The sequence below is a fragment of the Empedobacter sp. UBA7620 genome (genome assembly GCF_002484185.1).
Taxonomy (GTDB): domain Bacteria; phylum Bacteroidota; class Bacteroidia; order Flavobacteriales; family Weeksellaceae; genus Empedobacter; species Empedobacter falsenii_C.
Map to the genome: position 1 here is coordinate 36484 of NZ_DLJI01000037.1, position 18430 is coordinate 54913.

General features: G+C 31.0%; 18 protein-coding genes and 3 tRNA genes. 13 read left to right on the plus strand and 8 right to left on the minus strand.

Features of this window, described 5'->3' with window-relative positions; all coding sequences use genetic code 11:
• Positions 1–312 precede the first annotated feature (312 nt).
• The 7 genes from B2217_RS09240 (at position 313) to B2217_RS09270 (ending at position 7370) form a co-directional block, all read left to right on the plus strand.
• Entirely contained in the window at positions 313–2334 is a 2022-nt protein-coding gene (locus tag B2217_RS09240) for a M13 family metallopeptidase (protein WP_291122409.1), read from the plus strand.
• A 1-nt stretch (position 2335) separates the two neighbouring features.
• Positions 2336–2671 carry a rhodanese-like domain-containing protein gene (locus B2217_RS09245; protein ID WP_236688192.1) on the plus strand — a complete coding sequence of 112 codons (336 nt, stop codon included), beginning with the start codon at positions 2336–2338 and terminating at the stop codon, positions 2669–2671.
• 185 nt (positions 2672–2856) lie between these two features.
• Entirely contained in the window at positions 2857–3423 is a 567-nt protein-coding gene (locus tag B2217_RS09250) for an RNA polymerase sigma factor (protein WP_038333651.1), read from the plus strand.
• A 1-nt stretch (position 3424) separates the two neighbouring features.
• The gene (locus B2217_RS09255) at positions 3425–3631 is read left to right on the plus strand and encodes a hypothetical protein (protein ID WP_280050085.1); all 207 of its coding nucleotides are present in this window, start codon (positions 3425–3427) and stop codon (positions 3629–3631) included.
• 15 nt (positions 3632–3646) lie between these two features.
• Positions 3647–4465: a mechanosensitive ion channel family protein gene (locus B2217_RS09260; RefSeq protein WP_291122410.1), complete on the plus strand. Its 819-nt coding sequence runs from the start codon at positions 3647–3649 to the stop codon at positions 4463–4465.
• Positions 4466–4773: 308 nt separating this feature from the next.
• Positions 4774–5043 (plus strand): 30S ribosomal protein S15, encoded by a 270-nt coding sequence (rpsO, locus tag B2217_RS09265; RefSeq protein WP_038333654.1) that lies wholly within the window; start codon positions 4774–4776, stop codon positions 5041–5043.
• Positions 5044–5183: 140 nt separating this feature from the next.
• Positions 5184–7370 carry a polyribonucleotide nucleotidyltransferase gene (locus tag B2217_RS09270; protein ID WP_180906338.1) on the plus strand — a complete coding sequence of 729 codons (2187 nt, stop codon included), beginning with the start codon at positions 5184–5186 and terminating at the stop codon, positions 7368–7370.
• 51 nt (positions 7371–7421) lie between these two features.
• On the opposite strand, the gene B2217_RS09275 is transcribed toward B2217_RS09270, so the two are convergent.
• Positions 7422–7952 (minus strand): hypothetical protein, encoded by a 531-nt coding sequence (locus B2217_RS09275; protein WP_180906339.1) that lies wholly within the window; start codon positions 7950–7952, stop codon positions 7422–7424.
• Positions 7953–8096: 144 nt separating this feature from the next.
• On the opposite strand from B2217_RS09275, the gene B2217_RS09280 reads away from it, so the two are divergent.
• Positions 8097–10259: a S46 family peptidase gene (locus tag B2217_RS09280; RefSeq protein ID WP_180906340.1), complete on the plus strand. Its 2163-nt coding sequence runs from the start codon at positions 8097–8099 to the stop codon at positions 10257–10259.
• A 96-nt stretch (positions 10260–10355) separates the two neighbouring features.
• Positions 10356–11087, plus strand: a complete 732-nt coding sequence (locus B2217_RS09285) for an MBL fold metallo-hydrolase (protein ID WP_038333657.1) — start codon at positions 10356–10358, stop codon at positions 11085–11087.
• Positions 11088–11329: 242 nt separating this feature from the next.
• Here B2217_RS09285 and B2217_RS09290 read toward each other — a convergent pair whose 3' ends face one another.
• The 7 genes from B2217_RS09290 to B2217_RS09320 form a co-directional block, all read right to left on the minus strand.
• A complete protein-coding gene (locus tag B2217_RS09290; protein WP_125350389.1) occupies positions 11330–11557 on the minus strand; it encodes a DUF6814 family protein in 228 nt (75 codons plus the stop codon).
• 14 nt (positions 11558–11571) lie between these two features.
• The gene (locus B2217_RS09295; RefSeq protein WP_180906341.1) at positions 11572–13104 is read right to left on the minus strand and encodes an MFS transporter; all 1533 of its coding nucleotides are present in this window, start codon (positions 13102–13104) and stop codon (positions 11572–11574) included.
• Between the two features lie 37 nt (positions 13105–13141).
• Entirely contained in the window at positions 13142–14374 is a 1233-nt protein-coding gene (locus tag B2217_RS09300) for a hypothetical protein (RefSeq protein WP_180906342.1), read from the minus strand.
• A gap of 429 nt (positions 14375–14803) precedes the next feature.
• Complete coding sequence (locus tag B2217_RS09305; RefSeq protein ID WP_180906343.1) at positions 14804–15370, minus strand: pentapeptide repeat-containing protein; 567 nt, start codon at positions 15368–15370, stop codon at positions 14804–14806.
• A gap of 3 nt (positions 15371–15373) precedes the next feature.
• A complete protein-coding gene (locus B2217_RS09310; RefSeq protein WP_180906344.1) occupies positions 15374–15622 on the minus strand; it encodes a hypothetical protein in 249 nt (82 codons plus the stop codon).
• 2 nt (positions 15623–15624) lie between these two features.
• Positions 15625–15999: a VOC family protein gene (locus B2217_RS09315; protein ID WP_038333665.1), complete on the minus strand. Its 375-nt coding sequence runs from the start codon at positions 15997–15999 to the stop codon at positions 15625–15627.
• Positions 16000–16352: 353 nt separating this feature from the next.
• Positions 16353–17267, minus strand: a complete 915-nt coding sequence (locus tag B2217_RS09320; RefSeq protein ID WP_114999956.1) for an N-acetylmuramoyl-L-alanine amidase — start codon at positions 17265–17267, stop codon at positions 16353–16355.
• A gap of 145 nt (positions 17268–17412) precedes the next feature.
• Between B2217_RS09320 and B2217_RS09325 the strand changes: the two genes are divergently transcribed.
• From B2217_RS09325 to B2217_RS09340, 4 genes are all read left to right on the plus strand, one after another.
• Positions 17413–17496, plus strand: a tRNA-Ser gene (locus B2217_RS09325).
• 30 nt (positions 17497–17526) lie between these two features.
• Positions 17527–17601, plus strand: a tRNA-Pro gene (locus B2217_RS09330).
• Between the two features lie 27 nt (positions 17602–17628).
• Positions 17629–17702: transfer RNA gene (locus tag B2217_RS09335), tRNA-Arg, on the plus strand.
• A gap of 149 nt (positions 17703–17851) precedes the next feature.
• Entirely contained in the window at positions 17852–18157 is a 306-nt protein-coding gene (locus tag B2217_RS09340; RefSeq protein ID WP_180906354.1) for a hypothetical protein, read from the plus strand.
• The last annotated feature ends 273 nt before the right edge of the window (positions 18158–18430 follow it).

The window sequence follows — 18430 nt, forward strand, 5'->3', positions numbered from 1 at the left end:
CAAATTTAAAAATTTTCTATTGAATTTGGATATAACAAAATAATATTTAGATATTAATATATAATTCGACTTATTAATGTTAAAAAAGTATATTCACGAAGTTGTTTATAGAATATTATTCTGTTTTATAAGCTTTCTTTTGAAAAATAAATTTGCAGAATAGGATGTTTTTGATTTAAAATCTTCAAATTGTTCTATTTTATCATCAAAAAGTGTTGAAAATTGAATGAATAATTAATACTTTATTTAGTAAATTTGTAACAAACGTCGTATTAATTTCGACATATCATATCAAAAATACTTAGTAGAAATATGAAAAAACAACTATTTGTTGCTGCATTTGCATGTACTTCTGTTTTGGCAATTGCGCAAGAATCATATCAGGCTTTTAATCCAAATTATATGGATAAGTCTGTTCGTCCTCAAGATGATTTATATAATTATGTAAATGGTAACTGGATGAAAATTACAGAAATTCCTTCTGATAGAGCAAGATGGGGAAGTTTTGATGAGTTAAGAGAAAATACGGATAAGGTCACTTTGCAATTAGTGAAAGATCTTATTAAAACGAAACACGCTAAAGGAACAAGTGAGCAAAAAATTGCGGATTTGTATGATGCGTATATGAATATTGATGCACGTAACAAAACGGCTTTGGCACCATTACAAAAATATTTTAAGCAGATTGATGCAATCAAAGATATGAAAGGTTTACAAGATTATTTAATCGATGTAGCTGCTATCGGAGAGAATCCTTTTTATGGTGCTTATGTTTATACTGACCTTAAAAATAGTAAACAAAATGCTGTTTATTTAGGAGATATTGACTTGACTTTAGGTAAAACTTATTACCAAAAAGAAGATGCTAAAAATACTGAAACTTTAGCTAATTTGAACAAGTTTATCGATCAATTGATGCCTTATACAGGTTCTAAAACACGTGATTTGAAAGGTCCAAAAATTGTGGCTTTCGAAAAAATGATGGCGAAATACATCAAAACTGTTGAAGAAGATCGTGATCCAAATAAATCATACAATCCTGTAAAATTATCAGAAGTTAAGAATTTAACGAAAAATGTTGATATTGAGCGTTATGTAAAAGCTTTAGGAATTAATCCAGAAACGGTAATTATCGGTGAATTAGATTATTATAAAAATTTAGATAAAATCTTAAATCAAGAGAATTTACCTTTGATTAAGGATTATTTACGTTTTAAATTAATCAATTCTTATGCAAGTTATTCAACATCCGATTTAGATAAAATTAATTTCGAATTTTACGGAAAAACTTTATCTGGTCAAAAAGAGCAACGTCCATTAGAAAAAAGAGGTTTAGCATTTGTAAATGGAGCAACAGGAGAATTATTAGGACAAATTTATGTGAAAGATAATTTTCCGCCAGAGGCAAAAGCAAAAGCTGAAGAGTTAATCAGTTATTTATTCAAATCTTTTGACAAACACATCAAAGAATTAGATTGGATGTCTGACGCAACTAAAACGAAAGCGTTAGAAAAATTAAACAAGTTTACTGTAAAAATTGGTTATCCTGATAAATGGAAAGATTATTCTGGATTACAAGTAAAATCTTTGGCAGATGGAGGAAACTTAATTGAAGATGTAATGGCAATTAGCAAATGGCGTCAAGCAGAAAACTTGAAAGATTTTGGAAAACCAGTTGACAAAACTCGTTGGGGAATGTCGCCACAAACTGTAAATGCATATTTTAATCCAACTAATAACGAAATTGTTTTCCCAGCAGCAATTTTACAACCGCCTTTCTATGATTATAGAGCGGATGCAGCTGTAAACTTTGGTGGAATTGGAGCAGTTATTGGTCATGAAATTTCTCACGGATTCGATGATTCGGGAGCTAAATTTGACGGTGATGGTAACTTAGTAAACTGGTGGACACCACAAGACGAAGAGAAATTTGCAAAAGCTACAAAAGCTTTGGCAACGCAATATGATAGTTATGAACCAGTAGCAGGAACACATGTTAATGGTACATTTACATCAGGAGAAAATATTGGAGATTTAGGAGGAGCTTCTGTTGCTTTTGATGCATTACAAATGTATTTGAAAGATAAAGGAACTTACGGAAATATAGATGGATATACTCCGCAACAACGTTTCTTCTTATCTTGGGCAACTATTTGGAGAACAAAAGCGACTGACGAAGCTTTAGTAAATCAAGTGAAAACAGATCCACATTCGCCTGGATATTACCGTTCTTTTGGACCAATCGTTAATATTGATGCGTTCCACGATGCGTTTAAAACAAAACCAGGGGATAAATTGTACAAAGCACCAAAAGACCGTATTAGAATTTGGTAAGATGCTTGGCAAAATTATTGATTGGATAAAAAATAGAAATAGAATTATTAAAATGACAACAGTTGAAGCAATAAACAATGCTAATGTAACATTAGTAGATGTTCGTGAGCCTTTTGAATTGGATACAGATGGATTTGTTCCAAATGCGATCAATATTCCATTAGGAGAAGTTCCTACAAGAGTAGAGGAGTTTAAAGCAATGTCAAGACCTATAGTAGTTTTTTGTAGAAGTGGTAACCGTTCAGGTCAAGCTGCACAATATTTACAAGCACAAGGTGTAGACGAAATTTTTAATGGAGGAGGTTTTCAGGATGTCTTAGATGTTTTGGAGAAATAATTCGTAATTAATTATTATTCATAAAAAACTGATAAATTTTTATTTGTCGGTTTTTTTTATATATTATTGTATTTTAAATAGATATTCGTTTAAGTTAAGATTATTTTAAAAATTTTCTAAAAAAAACTAAAAAAATGAGTGACCAAATAGGAATAGGTGTGTCATACTAAATGTAAGCAGTTGAAATGTCAAAAGATTCTATAGAAAATATTGCAGATGACATTTTGGTGTATAAGATTGTCGAGACAAAAAATCAACATTTGTTCGGGATATTGTATGATAGGTATGCACATACGGTATATAATAAATGTTTGAGCTTTGTAGAAGATCAAGCTGAGGCACAAGATATGACGCACGATATATTTGTAAAGTTGTTTGTAAAACTGAAAACATATCAATCAAAATCTAAATTCTCTACTTGGTTATATTCTTTTACATATAATTTTTGTGTCAATCATGTGCAACGAAAGATAAAAGAAGAAAGAAAAAATTATTCGGTGACGGATGATTTGGTTGATAACTATAATGACGAAATTATTGATGACAAAGAAATTTTTGAATTAAAAATCGAAAAACTAACGCAGTCCCTAAAGGAGTTGGATGTAGAAGAGAAATCTATATTACTAATGAAATATCAAGATGAATTTTCAATCAAAGAAATTTCAGAAACTTTAGAGATTGGTGAAAGTGCAACTAAGATGAGATTGAATCGAGCAAAAAATCGTTTACTAAAAATTTATAACGCTTTGTAAAATGGAAAATCCTTTTAAGACTATGCTAGCCAATGAAAAGCTTCCAGAAACAATAAAGCAAAAAGTTATGGATGATGTTGCTTTAATAAAATTATCGTTGGAAGTAGCCGATTTGGTTTCAGTAAAATATCCAAGTACAATTGGAAATTTCTTCGGAATCGGAAAAAAATCAACTAACAAACCGAACAAAAAAGATAAAGAAGGTTAACTATAAATAGATAATATGAATATAGGTTTAAATTTTAGCTTGTTAGAAAGCTTATATCAAGAAATGGTACTTGTTTTTCCTAAAGTTGTAGGAGGTATCATATTCATTATCCTGTCGTATATCTTACTAAAGTTGATTCTGATATTGACCAAGTACATATTGAAATTATCTAAAATAGATAAATTAAAAAAAGCATTAAATAATAATGAAGCATTAAAAAATTCGTCAATAGAAGTCGATCCATCTAAGATTATATTACAATTTGTAAGATTGTTTATCATCTTATTGATTATTATTATTGGCTCAGATATTTTTGGTTTAACAGTTGTTTCTAACCAAATAGGAAGAATTGTAGATTATCTTCCACAATTTTTTAGTGCAGTATTGATATTTGCTGGAGGGTTTTATTTAGCTAACTATATCAAAACTTTTTTGAGAAGTTTAATAAAATCAATTGATTTAAACGGAGCAAATATTATTAGCAATATCATTTTTTATATCATTTTGATATTTACAATTGTTACTTCATTAAATCAAGCTGGAGTTAATACAGATTTAATTACGAATAATTTATCCTTAATCTTAGGGTCGGTGTTCTTGACATTAGCCATCGCGTTTGGATTAGGATCAAAAGACGTTATTTACAGATTATTATTGTCCTTTTATACCAATAGAAATTTTGAAATTGGACAAAGAATTATCATCGAAGATGATGTACAAGGTGTGATAATTGCTATTAACAATATATGTATGACAATACAAACTGCGGACGAAAAAGTAGTTTATCCGATTAAAATAATAACAAATAAAAGAATACGAATTATAGAAGATTAATCTTGCCTACCTAAACCTATTTTAATAATTATTAACTAACCTATATTTAATTATTGAAATAAGCCGACTTTTTAACCTACCAACCAAAAATCGTGAAAGCAAGTCTTTTACAACTAACAAACCTATTCGATTTAGTAGAAAATTAAAATATCACTTTCTATTATCTATCTAAATCAAACTAAACCAAATTTTTAAAAAGTGATCGAATTAACCAATCGGTCACTTTTATTTTTGTACAAAGTTTATTATTTCATATAATAGTTGTACATTTGCACCTCATTACATAATAATTATTAAATAATATTGGCATGTACTTAACATCAGAAGTAAAAAGCGAATTATTCGCAAAGCATGGTAAATCTGCAACAGATACAGGATCTGCAGAAGGGCAAATCGCATTATTCACTTACAGAATTAACCACTTAACTGGTCACTTGAAAAAAAATCACAAAGATTTTAACACAGAAAGATCATTAGTTATGTTAGTTGGTAAGCGTAAAGCGTTATTAAACTACTTAAAGAAAAAAGATATCACAAGATACCGTGCGATTATCGCTGAATTAGGATTACGTAAGTAATTTTAAACACAATATAAAAGGGCAATTACGTAGAAATTGCCTTTTTTTTTGTTATAAATTAAAATAAGATATATATCTTTATATAATGCGGTTAAAGCAAACGGCTTTAACTTTAGACGAATTAAATACTAAGAAGACGAATGATTCCACAGGCGATCACAGAAAAAATTACTCTTTCAGACGGAAGAGAAATTACAATCGAAACAGGGAAATTAGCAAAACAAGCTGACGGATCTGTGGTTGTACGCATGGGCGACACCATGTTATTAGCTACAGTTGTAGCAAACAAAGAAGCAAATCCAGGTGTAGATTTTTTACCTTTAACAGTAGATTATAGAGAAAAATTTTACGCTGCAGGACGCATCCCAGGGAATTTCTTCAGAAGAGAAGCAAAACCATCAGACGATGAAGTATTAACAATGCGTCTTGTAGACCGTGTTTTACGTCCAATGTTTCCAGAAGACTTCCATGCTGAGGTTCAGGTCATGATCTCACTTATTTCTTACGACAAAAATGTAATGCCAGAAGCTTTAGCTGGTTTAGCTGCATCAGCAGCCATTGCAATTACAGATATTCCTTTCACATTAATTTCAGAAGCTCGCGTTATTCGTTTGAATGGTGAGTTAATGATTAATCCTTCAAAAGAGCAATTAGATCAAGCTGATATCGACATTATGGTTGGTGCTTCTAAAGATTCTGTTGTTATGGTAGAAGGGGAGATGAGCGAAATTTCTGAGCGTGAAATGTTAGACGCAATTGAATTTGCTCATGCTGAAATTAAAAAACAAATTGAAGCACAAGAAAGTTTAGCAGCGAAAGTAGGTAAATCTTTACCAAAACGTGAATATAGCCACGAAACACACGATGAAGAAATTCGCGAAAAAGTGTGGGCTTATGGATATGATAAATTTTATGATATCGCTAAACATCCATCTGATAAACACGAAAGAGGTGATAAATTTGCTCAAGTTGAAGCAGATTTCTTAGCTCAATACGAAGGAGATGAAGAAGAGTTAGCTCGTGTAGCTCCTTTTGCTCACATTTACTTCCACGATGTACAAAAAGAAGCTGTACGTCAATTAATCTTAAACGAAGGAATTCGTTTAGATGGTCGTGATCCAAAAACGATTCGTCCAATTTGGACAGAAGTTGATTATTTACCATCAACTCACGGTTCTGCAATTTTCACACGTGGAGAAACTCAAGCATTAGCTACAGTAACTTTAGGTTCTTCTAAAGATGCTAATATGGTTGATGGAGTTGTAACAAACTTCGACGAAAAATTCTTTTTACACTATAATTTCCCACCATTCTCAACAGGTGAAGCTCGTCCATTAAGAGGAACTTCTCGTCGTGAAGTTGGTCACGGAAACTTAGCACAACGTGCTTTAGCGCAAATGTTACCAGACGATTGTCCTTATACAGTTCGTATCGTTTCTGAAGTATTAGAATCTAACGGTTCTTCTTCTATGGCAACAGTTTGTGCAGGAACATTAGCAATTATGGATTCAGGTTTACAAATGAAAAAACCAGTTTCAGGTATTGCAATGGGATTAATCACAGATACTAAATCAGGGAAATTTACAGTATTGTCTGATATCTTAGGAGACGAAGATCACTTAGGAGATATGGACTTTAAAGTAACAGGAACTGCAGATGGTATCACAGCTTGTCAAATGGATATTAAAGTACAAGGTTTATCTATGGAAATCATGGAAACAGCTTTGTTGCAAGCAAAAGAAGGTCGTGAGCATATTTTAGGTAAATTGTTAGAAACTTTACCAGCGCCTCGTCCACAATTGAAACCAAATGCACCAAAAGTTGTTGTAATCGAAATTCCTAAAGAATTCATTGGAGCAGTAATCGGACCTGGAGGAAAAGTAATTCAAGAAATGCAAAAAGAAACTGAAACAGTTATTGCAATTACTGAGTTAGATACGACAGGACGTGTAGAAATCAATGGTGTGATTCAAGAAAACATCGATCGCGTTGTAGAAAGAATCAAACAAATTGCTTTCGTTCCAGAAGTTGGAGAAACATATCATTCAGTTGTAAAATCTATCAAACCATTTGGAGCGTTTGTAGAAATTGCTAAAGGTGTTGAAGGTTTAGTTCATATTTCTGAATTAGAGCACAGACGTCTTGAAAAAGTTGAGGATTCTGTAAACATCGGTGATAAAATTGATGTTAAATTCTTAGGTTACGATGATAAAAAGAAAATGAAATTATCTCGTAAAGCTTTATTGCCAAAACCAGAGAGAACAGAAAAACCTGCTAAACCAGCAGAGAAAAAAGAGGATAAACCTCAAGATAATAAAGAAGCTTAATTAAGTTTTGATATAAAGTAAAAAGTCCGAGATTTTCTCGGATTTTTTTTGTTACATAAATTCTAAATCTGTCTTTTTAAGATGTTTGATTTTATCATTTTTGTCTAAAATGCTATTTAGTTCATTAATAAAATTGATTAATTCATTATAATCTTTTTTATTTGATAAATAATTATTTTCTTCAAAGGCAGCAGTTAGAACAAAATGTCTATTGATAGTTTTATCACTAATAATAATATTTTTTCTTAGATTAGGTAGTGTAACAATTATTTCATGACCTGTTTGATAAATAGAGTCTAATTTAAAAATATTTTTATCTCTAATTAAGGAAATTATCTTTTCTTTTTCTTTTTGATTAAGAACATTTTTTAGTATAATAGTATCTTCGATATAATATTGCTCGAATTGATTTTTTTCAAAATTATATTTTCTAATTTCATCTGTATATTCAAATGATAAATTAGTTTCATCAAAAAAATATTCAGGTTTTGATTTAGTTTGATTATTCAAAATAATAATGAAACCAACCATTCCAATAAAACCAATTAGAAAGCAAAGTAGATTAATGATTTTAATTTTCACTATTCAAATTTTGTGTTAATTAAATAAAAATAATCTTTTTTTAACAATAAAACCTCAGTAAAACTTTATTAAATACTTAAAGATTAGGAGAACTTCAGATAATCAATTATTTTAGCAATTCGTAAAATTGAAGACAAACAAATAATGAAAAAATTTTTATTATCCACGCTTTTAGTGGTTATGCTTTTTCCTTTTAAAGTGAAAGCTGACGAAGGAATGTGGTTTTTGATGTTCATCGAGCGTCTGAATCACCGTGATATGCAAAAACAAGGTTTACAATTAACTTCAGAAGAAATTTATAGTATCAACAATAACTCTTTAAAAGATGCTATTGTACAATTTGGTGGTGGATGTACTGCTGAAATGGTTTCTGGACAAGGTTTAGTTTTGACAAATCACCACTGTGGTTATGGTGCTATTGCTGAATTATCTGCTCCTGAACATGACTATTTAAAAGATGGTTTTTGGGCAAAAGACAAAGCTGCTGAGTTAAAACCAAAAAGCTTAAAAGTACGTTTCTTCGTTCGTATGGATGATGTTTCTAAACGTATTTTAGGTGTTGTAAATGATAAAATGTCTGAGTTAGATCGTGAAAAAGCGATTAACCAAGAGATTGCAAAAATTGAAAAAGAGAACAGTGAAAACGGAAAATATGTTGTTTCTGTTCGTTCATTCTTCCAAGGAAATGAATATTACTATTTTGTTTACCAAGACTATGAGGATGTACGTTTAGTAGGAACACCTCCAAGTTCTATTGGAAAATATGGTGGAGATACAGATAACTGGGAATGGCCACGTCACACAGGAGATTTCTCTATGTTCCGCGTATATGGTGACAAAGATGGAAATCCTGCAGCTTATTCTACAAGCAATGTTCCGTTGCAACCAAAACATCATTTACCAGTTTCTTTAAAAGGATATCAACCAAATGATTTCGCTATGATTTTAGGTTATCCAGGTCGTACAAATCGTTGGATGCCAGCGCAAGGTGTTGCTCAAAATGTAGAGTACGCTTATCCTGCATGGGTTGAAGCTTCTAAAGTGACAATGGATCAAATGAAAAAATATATGGAGCAAAATCAAAAAGTAAATATTGATTATGCTTCTAAATATGCTGGAGTTGCGAACTATTGGAAAAATCGTGATGGAATGATCGAAGCTTTAAAACTTCACGGAACTGTTGCGAAGAAAACAAAAGAAGAAGAAAAATTCAATAAATGGGCTCTAAAAGGAGCAAACAAAGCCGAATATGGTGATGTTGTTTCGAATTTGAATAATTATTATGCGAAAACAAATTTAGATGCTCGTCATAACAATTACATCAACATTTTATTGCGTTACTCAACTTTAGCAAGTGCGCCATATTCTATTGGAAAAGCATTAGAAAACTATGCAGCAGCGAATGATGCAAAACGTGATGAAATGCGTCCAAAAATTCAGAATGCAATCAATGCATATTACGAAAAAATGTATTTACCTTTAGAAAAAGATTTATTGGCTGCTCAATTAAATCTTTATGCTTCTAAAGCGAGCGAAGCTGGTTTAGCGCCTTATGTTGCTGATTTAGCGAAGCAAAATAACAAGAACTTTACAGCTTATGTAAATGATGCTGTTGAAAGAAGTTTCTTCGCTGATCAAAAACAAGTTGAGAATTTCTTAATTTCTCCAGATGTAGAAGTCTTGAAAAAAGATCCTTTATATGTTTTGTCAAATGCTTTAGTAGAAAGAGCTTCTAAGCAAACTGATGAACAAGCAAAATTGAATGATGTTTATTCTAAAAACTTCCGTTTATTGGTAAAAGGTTTACGTGAGTCTAAAATCGGAAATATTTTATATCCAGATGCTAACTCTACGTTACGTTTAACTTACGGTTCTATTCAAAATTTACCAAAAAGTACAAATCCAAAACGTCAACCAGATGTTGCTTCTAACTATTTCACAACATTAGAAGGTACAGTTGCAAAACACATCGCAGGTGACGAAGAGTTCGAAAATCCACAACGTTTATTAGATTTAGCGAAAGCGAAAGATTATGGACAATATGGAGATAAAGATGGATATTTACACGTAAATTTCTTATCAAACAATGATATTACAGGAGGTAACTCTGGTTCTCCGGTAATGAATGGTAAAGGTGAATTAATCGGTATTGCATTCGACGGAAACATTGAAGCAATGGCTGGTGACGTTATCTTTGATCCTAAATTACAACGTACGATTTCTGTAGATATTCGTTATGTTTTATGGGTTGTTGACAAATTCGCTGGAGCAAAACACATCGTTGATGAAATGACAATTGTAAAATAAGATTTGAATCATAATAATTTTTAAGGCTTCCTATTTTGGAAGCCTTTTTTTGTAGAGAGAATCTAAACGAATTACCTTTGTAAAAAATAAAAGTAAATGAAAGTTATTCCTCTTTTAGAAGGTGTTTTTCATGTTGATGCAAAAAAAGAGTTTCATTATTTAGGTGATAATATTGATGTTAAAAATCCCGCTGACGGATATAATCTTATTGTTCGTCCATTTTTGATACAAATTGGAGATGAAAATATTTTGATTGATTGTGGTTTCGGAACTGAAGTAGATTGTGAACCTATCATTCTAAAAAAATTACGCGAATATAATATTAATCCAAATCAAATTACGAAAGTATTGATTTCGCATTTACATAAAGATCATATCAACGGAATTGGAAATTGGGTAGGGGATCAGTTTGTATGTAACTTTCCTGAAGCAAAAATTTATATTCAACAACGCGAGTATGATTATGCGGTTGTTCAAACAAATAATTCTTATAACTATGATCGTTTAGAAAAGTTGAAATCATTCAAAAATATTGTATGGATGAATGATGATAGTGGAAATATAACGGATAATATCAAATTCGAAGTAACAGGAGGACACGTTCCGTTTCAACAAGTTTTTTGGATCAAAGAAAATGATGAAATTGTATTTTATGGAGCTGACAATCTACCTCAATTAAATTATTTTAAATATCATGCTGCTTTCAAGAATGATGTAGATGGTGTAAAAGCGATGGAAGATCGTTTGCGGTGGGAAGTTGATGCGAAAACAGAACACTGGAAAATACTTTTCTATCACGGAAAAAGAACAGATATAAAACAATTTTAGAAATTATATTATAAATGAAAAGCTTTGTATTTGCAAGGTTTTTTGTATTTGAATTATATTTCAGTTTAACTTCGAGTACCTTTGTTGATTTTAAAATTAATTGACATAAACTATGCTAAAACTCTTAAAAAGATATTAACGTTTTATGATTTGTTTTTTATGGATTTAATAAAAACGTTTATTGAAAATACATTTTATATAAAAAATCCCCAACATGTGTTGAGGATTTCGTGTGTAGTTTTTTACATTTTTTCTTCGCTATATTCGCCGAGTAAAGCATAATATCCAAAAAGTGCCATTCCAATAACTATAATTGGTGTAAGGACAAATAGAATAATAATTCCGAATACTAAATCATCTTGCGAACCTGATGATAATTTTGGAATTCCAAATTCCATGATACAAAAGTAGGCTAAAACAAGTGATAATGCGATCCAAACGATTCCTAATATTTTTTTAATTGTTTCCATTTCTAATTAGTTTTTTAGTTAACATTTCTGTCTTTATTACTGATATAAATTGCTCCGATGATAAAACAAACAGCCGCAATTCCAATAGGATACCAAAGACCCTCTAAGTAAAACTGTGGATCTCCGTTGTTTTTGGCATTTGTTACCAAATAAGTAGAAACAGCAGGTAAAAGACCTCCAAAAATTCCGTTTCCTACGTGGTAAGGCAAAGACATCGATGTATATCTAATTTTAACAGGGAACATTTCTACTAAGAACGCAGCAATTGGACCATAAACCATTGTGATAAAAATAATTTGAATCCAAATTAATCCAACTAATTTCCATTTATCACCACTATTAATATGTGTCGATTTTTTTACAATTTCACTTACTTTTCCATCTACAATTTTTGCTTGACCATTTTCTAAATGAAGCGTTGTAACTTGTTTATAAGTCGTGCCATCTGTAAATGATTTTTGAATTGTATAAATAGAATCAGATTTTTCGTCAACATTTTTGATTTCAGCTTTTTCAATTGTTTGTGCTGCAATTACTTCTTTATTTTCAAGATTTGTTGTTTGATACATTGATTCGTAAATTGGTCGATACGAGAATACAGCGACAATCATTCCGATTAACATCACCCATTTTCGACCAACTTTATCACTCAGCCATCCAAAGAACACAAAGAAAGGTGTACCAAATAATAAAGCAATTCCTAACAAAGAATCTACTTGATCAGATTCTACATTCATCACCGTTTTCATGTAACTCATCGAGTAAAACTGACCTGTATACCACACAACTCCTTGTCCCATCACAGCTCCAAAAAGTGCTAATAAAACGAATTTCATATTGTAACGATTCCCGAAAGATTCTTTCAAAGGATTTTTAGAAGTTGTTCCTTCATCTTTTGCTTTTTTGAAAGCTGGCGATTCGTCCATATTTTTACGAATCAAATATGAAACGTAAACCATTAAGATTGATAAGATAAATGGAACTCGCCATCCCCAAAGGTCAAACTGCTCTTCTGATAATAATGTTTTCGTTAATAAAATAACCAATAACGAAACAAATAAACCAACTGTTGCAGTGGTTTGTATCCAAGAAGTCCAATATCCTCTTTCTCCGTCTGGTGCGTGTTCTGCTACGTATGTTGCAGCACCTCCATATTCGCCTCCAAGTGCTAAACCTTGTAATAAACGTAAGATTAATACTAATAAAGGTGCGATAAAACCAATTGATTCGTAAGATGGAATACATCCTATTAAAAAAGTTGCTCCTCCCATTAATACTAAAGTTGCCATAAATGTATATTTACGACCAATAATATCTCCTAATCGACCAAAGAATAACGCGCCAAATGGACGTACAACAAATCCAGCAGCAAATGTTGCTAATGTTGATAAAAAGGCAGCTGTAGGATTGTCAGCAGGGAAAAATTTAGTAGAAATTACAACAGCTAAACTTCCAAAAATAAAGAAGTCATACCATTCAATTAGCGTTCCCATCGAGGAAGCACCAATCACTTTCCAGATTGTTTTTTTGTTAGCAGTTTCGCTCATAAATAATGTGTTTTTGTGTTAATTCTTGTGTGTTTTTTTATAATAATATCATTGCTTGTATTGTTATCATGTCGTCCATGTGTTTTGGTTGATCGAAAGATTTTTGATATTCTACAGAAATTTTAGCATTCTGACCATCAATGTACCAGTTTCCACCTAATTTTAATTCGTTTGCAGGCTTTACTAGACCTTTGAAATCTCTGTAAGAATATCCTACATACGGCTGAATTCTATTACGGAATTTTCCTTCTCCTTCTTTGATGTTTTTAGGCAATAAATACCCGACATGTCCAGAAAACTGATTTCCATCTCCTACAACATTTCCTTGTACATAATTTTCGCCCATGTCCGAATTTTGATATTTCGCATAAGCTGTTATCGAAGAAGATTTTCCGATTGGCGCATCATAAAAAGCATCAACAGCAAGATGAGTTACATTTTCTCCAACCAAATTATCATTTTCTTTTTTGACAATTGCATTACTTTGATTGAAAAATCCTGCTCCGATGTTAAATACTTTTTTAGTTCCTAAATAGGTTCCAACGCGATAAGGTAAAGCATTTGATTCTTGATCTAAAAATTGATAATCAAAATATCCTGAAACCGCATATTTTCCTTCTCCAAGTATCGCTTTTCCTAAATACTTTTCTTGTCCGTTTTCTAAAACTGTCGAAGAGTTTCCATCTAAAGTATTAGTAATAGCATCACTTAATGCTAAACGATAATTCAGTTTTCCAATTCGCCCTTTTGCAAACATTCCCAAATGATTTGAAAATTGATCAGACAAACCAAGTGTTGACCAGTCAGCTCTGTTATTATCTAAGGTCAACATATTGATAGAACCTTGACCATTTCCACGAGAAATTCCACCAAAATTGTGAACTCCAGCACCAATTGCTAAATTGTTTGTTACCTTATATTGTAAAAACATTTCATGCAAGAAAAACGATACATCTGTACTTTTTCCCATCGGAGAAAGATTATTATCATAGATTCCATTTGCACCAAAATGTGTTAAAATCATAAATCGATCATTGATTTGTGAATAAGCAAGAACGCGCGCTCGTTTGATAGAAAATCCATCATTGGCGTGTTTTCCTTCGTAATCCTGAAACCAAGTTTGTCCCCAAAGAATAAATCGGACATATTTACTTCCTTCTGGATTTAATTTAACGACCAAACCGCCGTCATATTCAGAAGCATATTGAGCCTTCAATTCCGTGGCTCCAAAAATGGATAGTAGAGCAATTGCGACAAAAATTTTTTTCATTTTTTAATAAATGGTGTTAGTTGTACATTATTTGTGATTTTGTATTGACTTAATTAATAGACTTAAGTTTATCTAAAATAATGTATTGAATAATAATAATGCTTTTTTTGATAAAGAATTTCTTTTTTATTTTATTAGTGTAAATAATACGCTAATATTTTTTTTAATTTCTTAAAAAAATGTCAAGAAAAGTTTTAAGTTGATAATCTGAGTTGGATTTATTTCAGAAAATTTATCAAAAAAAGATGCAATAATAATCTTATTATTTATTAAATCAAGAAATAATTATTGACTAATTGATAAAATATAGAAGTAATTTATTCTAAAATGTTATGATTTAGTAAAATATAATCTGAAATTATTTATTCTGATTAGAATAGTATAAGTAGAAAGCATAAAAAAGGTTTCGATTTTATTCGAAACCTTTTTTTAATTTATTGTAATTCTAAGATAATCTAATAATCCAACACAATTTTCTTTGGAAAACTGCGCGCCTTTCAATTGATTATCATTCGGATTTATCGTGAAATTATAAGCCGTTTTGAAGTTGGCTTGCTTTAAATTGGTCTGATAGAAAATGGTGTGAGCCAAATTACAATTCATAAAATAAGCTTGACTAAGATCTGCGAAAGAAAATTCTACATTTTGTAAAGAACAATTGCTAAACTTTGTCTTTTTTAGCGGTAATTCATAAAAAGATGAGTCGTTTAACGTACAATTTTCAAATGAAATGCTTAACCCAAATTTGTTCGAATTTTCGAGATTAAAACCTATCATTTTACAATTCATAAACTCAACTTGCTGAAAGCTTGTGTTTTCTAAAGTTACATTACTCAAATTACATTCGATAAATTGACATTGAATAAATTTGATATCGCTTAAATCTAATCCATTCAAATCACAATTTATAAACTCGCAATTCTCGTATTCACCAGATATATTTTGATTTTCTGAGAAATTAATTTGTTCAAATTTTTCTTCGAAATGATAATCCATAAGTTATTTTTTTACGATTAAGTTTCTTAAGGCTAACCAGAAAATCATCACAATCATGTCAATATAAATAGTAACTTTTAGTTGATCGATTTGCGAACAAAGATTTTTTCCTGTTACAGTAGAAATACAAGTGTCAACTCCGTCGGTTTCATATTTTATACTAACCATAGTGTTAATAATCATGTAAAAAACAATTGGAATAATAAGAATAATTATCGCTAAAATAATGTTGTAATATCGTTTTGAGATCATAATTAATCTTCGAATGTAACTTCTATTTCTTGTCCAAATTGTAAGATATAACCATTGTTGTCGTAGATTGCAAACTCGCGCATATCCCATTCAAAGGTCTCAATTTCATATACAACTTCGCAATCATCTTTTACTTGATTCCACAACTCGTCTACGTTGTCTACAACAAAATAAAAAGAACCTGTGAAATTAGCTCGTTCAAAATCTGCTCCTTCATTTGGATAAGCCAACATAATTTCTACATCGTCTTTTTGCAAGCAAGCCCAAATCCAATCTTCATTTTGATCAGCAATCTTAAATCCTAATTTTTTATAGAATTTTGTTGTTTTTTGTAAATCTTTCGTCCAAATAATTGGGCGCAAACTTTTAAAAGCCATGTTATATTATTTTGGATAAAATTACTTCAATTTTTCTTAACTCTCAATTCCATTTTTAATGATAATTATGCTATTTATTAACCCGTAGTGTATTTTGATAATTTTATTAAGAAAACCGTCAATTCGAGTGAAATTCATTTAGAATTTTGTATCGAGAATAAGGTTTTAGTAGATAAAATTCATCTTAATTCTCGATACAATTTTTAGAAATAATTTTCTAAAAATCACTCGAACTGACGAATTTTAATTCAAAGTACACAAGAGGTTATATTGTTAATATTATTTTACCGAAAGTTTATTCCATAAAAAAACTCCTAACAAGTAGGAGTTTCATTCAATAAATCAAAACTGATTTAGGGATTATATTTTTTGTTCAACGCTTTCAAGATTGCCCAAGTTTCAGCATCTACAACTCCATCGTATTTTTCTGGACGGAAATGCATCTGAAATGCTACAATCGCATTCTTAGTTTGCGCGTCTATCATTCCATTTGTAGGAACGTTGTACCCATATTTCTTAAGATCAGTTTGCACTTGTGTGATAAAAACGGAACTTGTTGTATCCCAAGGATATTGTTGCATAAATACATACTTGTCTGTATCATCGTACCAAGCACCAACACCGTAATCTGTATATAATTTTTTCCAAGGGAAAAGTGGACCCGGATCTGGTTTTCTTCCTGGCGCAACATCAGAATGCCCAATTACATTAAAAGGAGAAATATTATAACGTTTTACAATATCTTGTGTCAATTCACCTACTTTTTTGATTTGATAATCTGGATAAGGCGTGTAATTTGGATAAGCATCCGTTCCTTTGTTTCCAAGATTAACGATTTCGATACCAATAGAAGAAAAGTTTATATTATCCAATCCTTTCCAACTACTAACACCTGCATGCCATGCACGTTTTGTTTCGTCAACTAAAAGATTAATTGTTTTGTCATCATAATCATTTACCAAATAATGTGCACTTACATCTTTCTGAGTCAATACTTTTAACGATAACTCTGTGTTGATTGCTGTGTAGTGTAACACTAAAAATCGTACACGTTCATCTTGCGAAATAGATGGATAATAATCTGTTGTCACCTTGTACTTGTCGAGTTTTGCAGCTCGAGTCATTTCCGGTTGATCTGTTTTTGAATTGATAATGACTGTGTCACGAATTACTTTTGTAATTGTTTTTGGTGGAACTGTTTTAGTTGCACAACTAGCCAAAATAAAAAAACAAGAAATTGCCGAAAATACTAATCCTTTAAAATTCATTCTTTTAGTTCTAAATAGTCTTTTGAATAGCCAAAATTAAGCCAAATAATTTAATTTTTTTTCTAAAAAGACTTGTTTTGCAATAAAAGTCAATATATATTTGCAACCGCTTTATGAGACTAATCAGTCTTATTTTTAAAAGTTAGGAGAGGTGCCAGAGCGGTAATGGAGCAGATTGCTAATCTGTCATCGGGAAACCGATGCCAGGGTTCGAGTCCCTGTCTCTCCGCTTTTTTAAAGCTAGAAATAAAACACCACTCGGGGTGTAGCGTAGCCCGGTCATCGCGCCTGCTTTGGGAGCAGGAGGTCGCAGGTTCGAATCCTGCCACCCCGACGAATTTTAGTAATAGAATTTTGGATTGGTCCAGTAGCTCAGCTGGATAGAGCAACTGCCTTCTAAGCAGTAGGTCTCAGGTTCGAATCCTGACTGGATCACAATCTAAAGAAAACCCATACTGATTATCAGTATGGGTTTTTTGTTTATTACTGCTTCAATACAATCAAATTTTAAGCAAAATTGTAAATCACTATTTTCAGTGAGATGCTTTCTGTAAAGTTTACTTATTTTTATTCAAATAAATTGTATGAATCAGCCAACCAAAATCAACATATCAAGAGTATTTATAGGATTGACAATATTCTTCTTTCTATGCTTTATTGTTATGTATAGTATTGATGGAACTGAAATAGCAAGAAATCAAAATTTTATGTTCGATTTTATAGCTATTACTGGATTTGGGTCTTTTATTTTATGTCCACTTTTTTCAGTAATATCCATTATTTTTAACTATAAAAATAGGATATTATATCTTGTATTACTTTTAAGTTTTATTCCTTTTTTTGGAATTTTAAAACTATTTGAAGGTGCTAATTTCGGAGGAAGTTTTTAATAAATTTTCGTCTTTTATTGATTTTTCAAAAAACGAAGATTCATAAAGATACTAAAAAGTTAGAATAATTATAAAAAAAACATTTTTTGTGTCCGTATTTGTCCTATCATTATTTATTCAATTAGTAAAAAGAAAAATTCTTTTTTATGCCTCTGTTTATCATCGTTTTGAGCGATATGAATTTTTAGTTGTTTTTTAGTTTGTTCGATTGTTGTTCGACCATTCTTCGACCGTTGTTCGACGAAACGGCATTTTCGTCGAACAACGGTCGAA

Excerpts from the sequence above, each read along its gene's own strand:
- B2217_RS09245 (WP_236688192.1), top strand. The coding sequence starts at position 2,336 with ATGCTTGGCAAAATTATTGATTGGATAAAAAATAGAAATAGAATTATT.
- B2217_RS09285 (WP_038333657.1), top strand. The coding sequence starts at position 10,356 with ATGAAAGTTATTCCTCTTTTAGAAGGTGTTTTTCATGTTGATGCAAAA.
- B2217_RS09255 (WP_280050085.1), top strand. The coding sequence starts at position 3,425 with ATGGAAAATCCTTTTAAGACTATGCTAGCCAATGAAAAGCTTCCAGAA.
- B2217_RS09270 (WP_180906338.1), top strand. The coding sequence starts at position 5,184 with ATGATTCCACAGGCGATCACAGAAAAAATTACTCTTTCAGACGGAAGA.
- B2217_RS09315 (WP_038333665.1), bottom strand. The coding sequence starts at position 15,999 with ATGGCTTTTAAAAGTTTGCGCCCAATTATTTGGACGAAAGATTTACAA.
- B2217_RS09295 (WP_180906341.1), bottom strand. The coding sequence starts at position 13,104 with ATGAGCGAAACTGCTAACAAAAAAACAATCTGGAAAGTGATTGGTGCT.
- B2217_RS09260 (WP_291122410.1), top strand. The coding sequence starts at position 3,647 with ATGAATATAGGTTTAAATTTTAGCTTGTTAGAAAGCTTATATCAAGAA.
- B2217_RS09320 (WP_114999956.1), bottom strand. The coding sequence starts at position 17,267 with ATGAATTTTAAAGGATTAGTATTTTCGGCAATTTCTTGTTTTTTTATT.
- B2217_RS09290 (WP_125350389.1), bottom strand. The coding sequence starts at position 11,557 with ATGGAAACAATTAAAAAAATATTAGGAATCGTTTGGATCGCATTATCA.
- B2217_RS09300 (WP_180906342.1), bottom strand. The coding sequence starts at position 14,374 with ATGAAAAAAATTTTTGTCGCAATTGCTCTACTATCCATTTTTGGAGCC.
- B2217_RS09340 (WP_180906354.1), top strand. The coding sequence starts at position 17,852 with ATGAATCAGCCAACCAAAATCAACATATCAAGAGTATTTATAGGATTG.
- B2217_RS09250 (WP_038333651.1), top strand. The coding sequence starts at position 2,857 with ATGTCAAAAGATTCTATAGAAAATATTGCAGATGACATTTTGGTGTAT.
- B2217_RS09280 (WP_180906340.1), top strand. The coding sequence starts at position 8,097 with ATGAAAAAATTTTTATTATCCACGCTTTTAGTGGTTATGCTTTTTCCT.
- B2217_RS09240 (WP_291122409.1), top strand. The coding sequence starts at position 313 with ATGAAAAAACAACTATTTGTTGCTGCATTTGCATGTACTTCTGTTTTG.
- B2217_RS09310 (WP_180906344.1), bottom strand. The coding sequence starts at position 15,622 with ATGATCTCAAAACGATATTACAACATTATTTTAGCGATAATTATTCTT.
- B2217_RS09305 (WP_180906343.1), bottom strand. The coding sequence starts at position 15,370 with ATGGATTATCATTTCGAAGAAAAATTTGAACAAATTAATTTCTCAGAA.
- rpsO (WP_038333654.1), top strand. The coding sequence starts at position 4,774 with ATGTACTTAACATCAGAAGTAAAAAGCGAATTATTCGCAAAGCATGGT.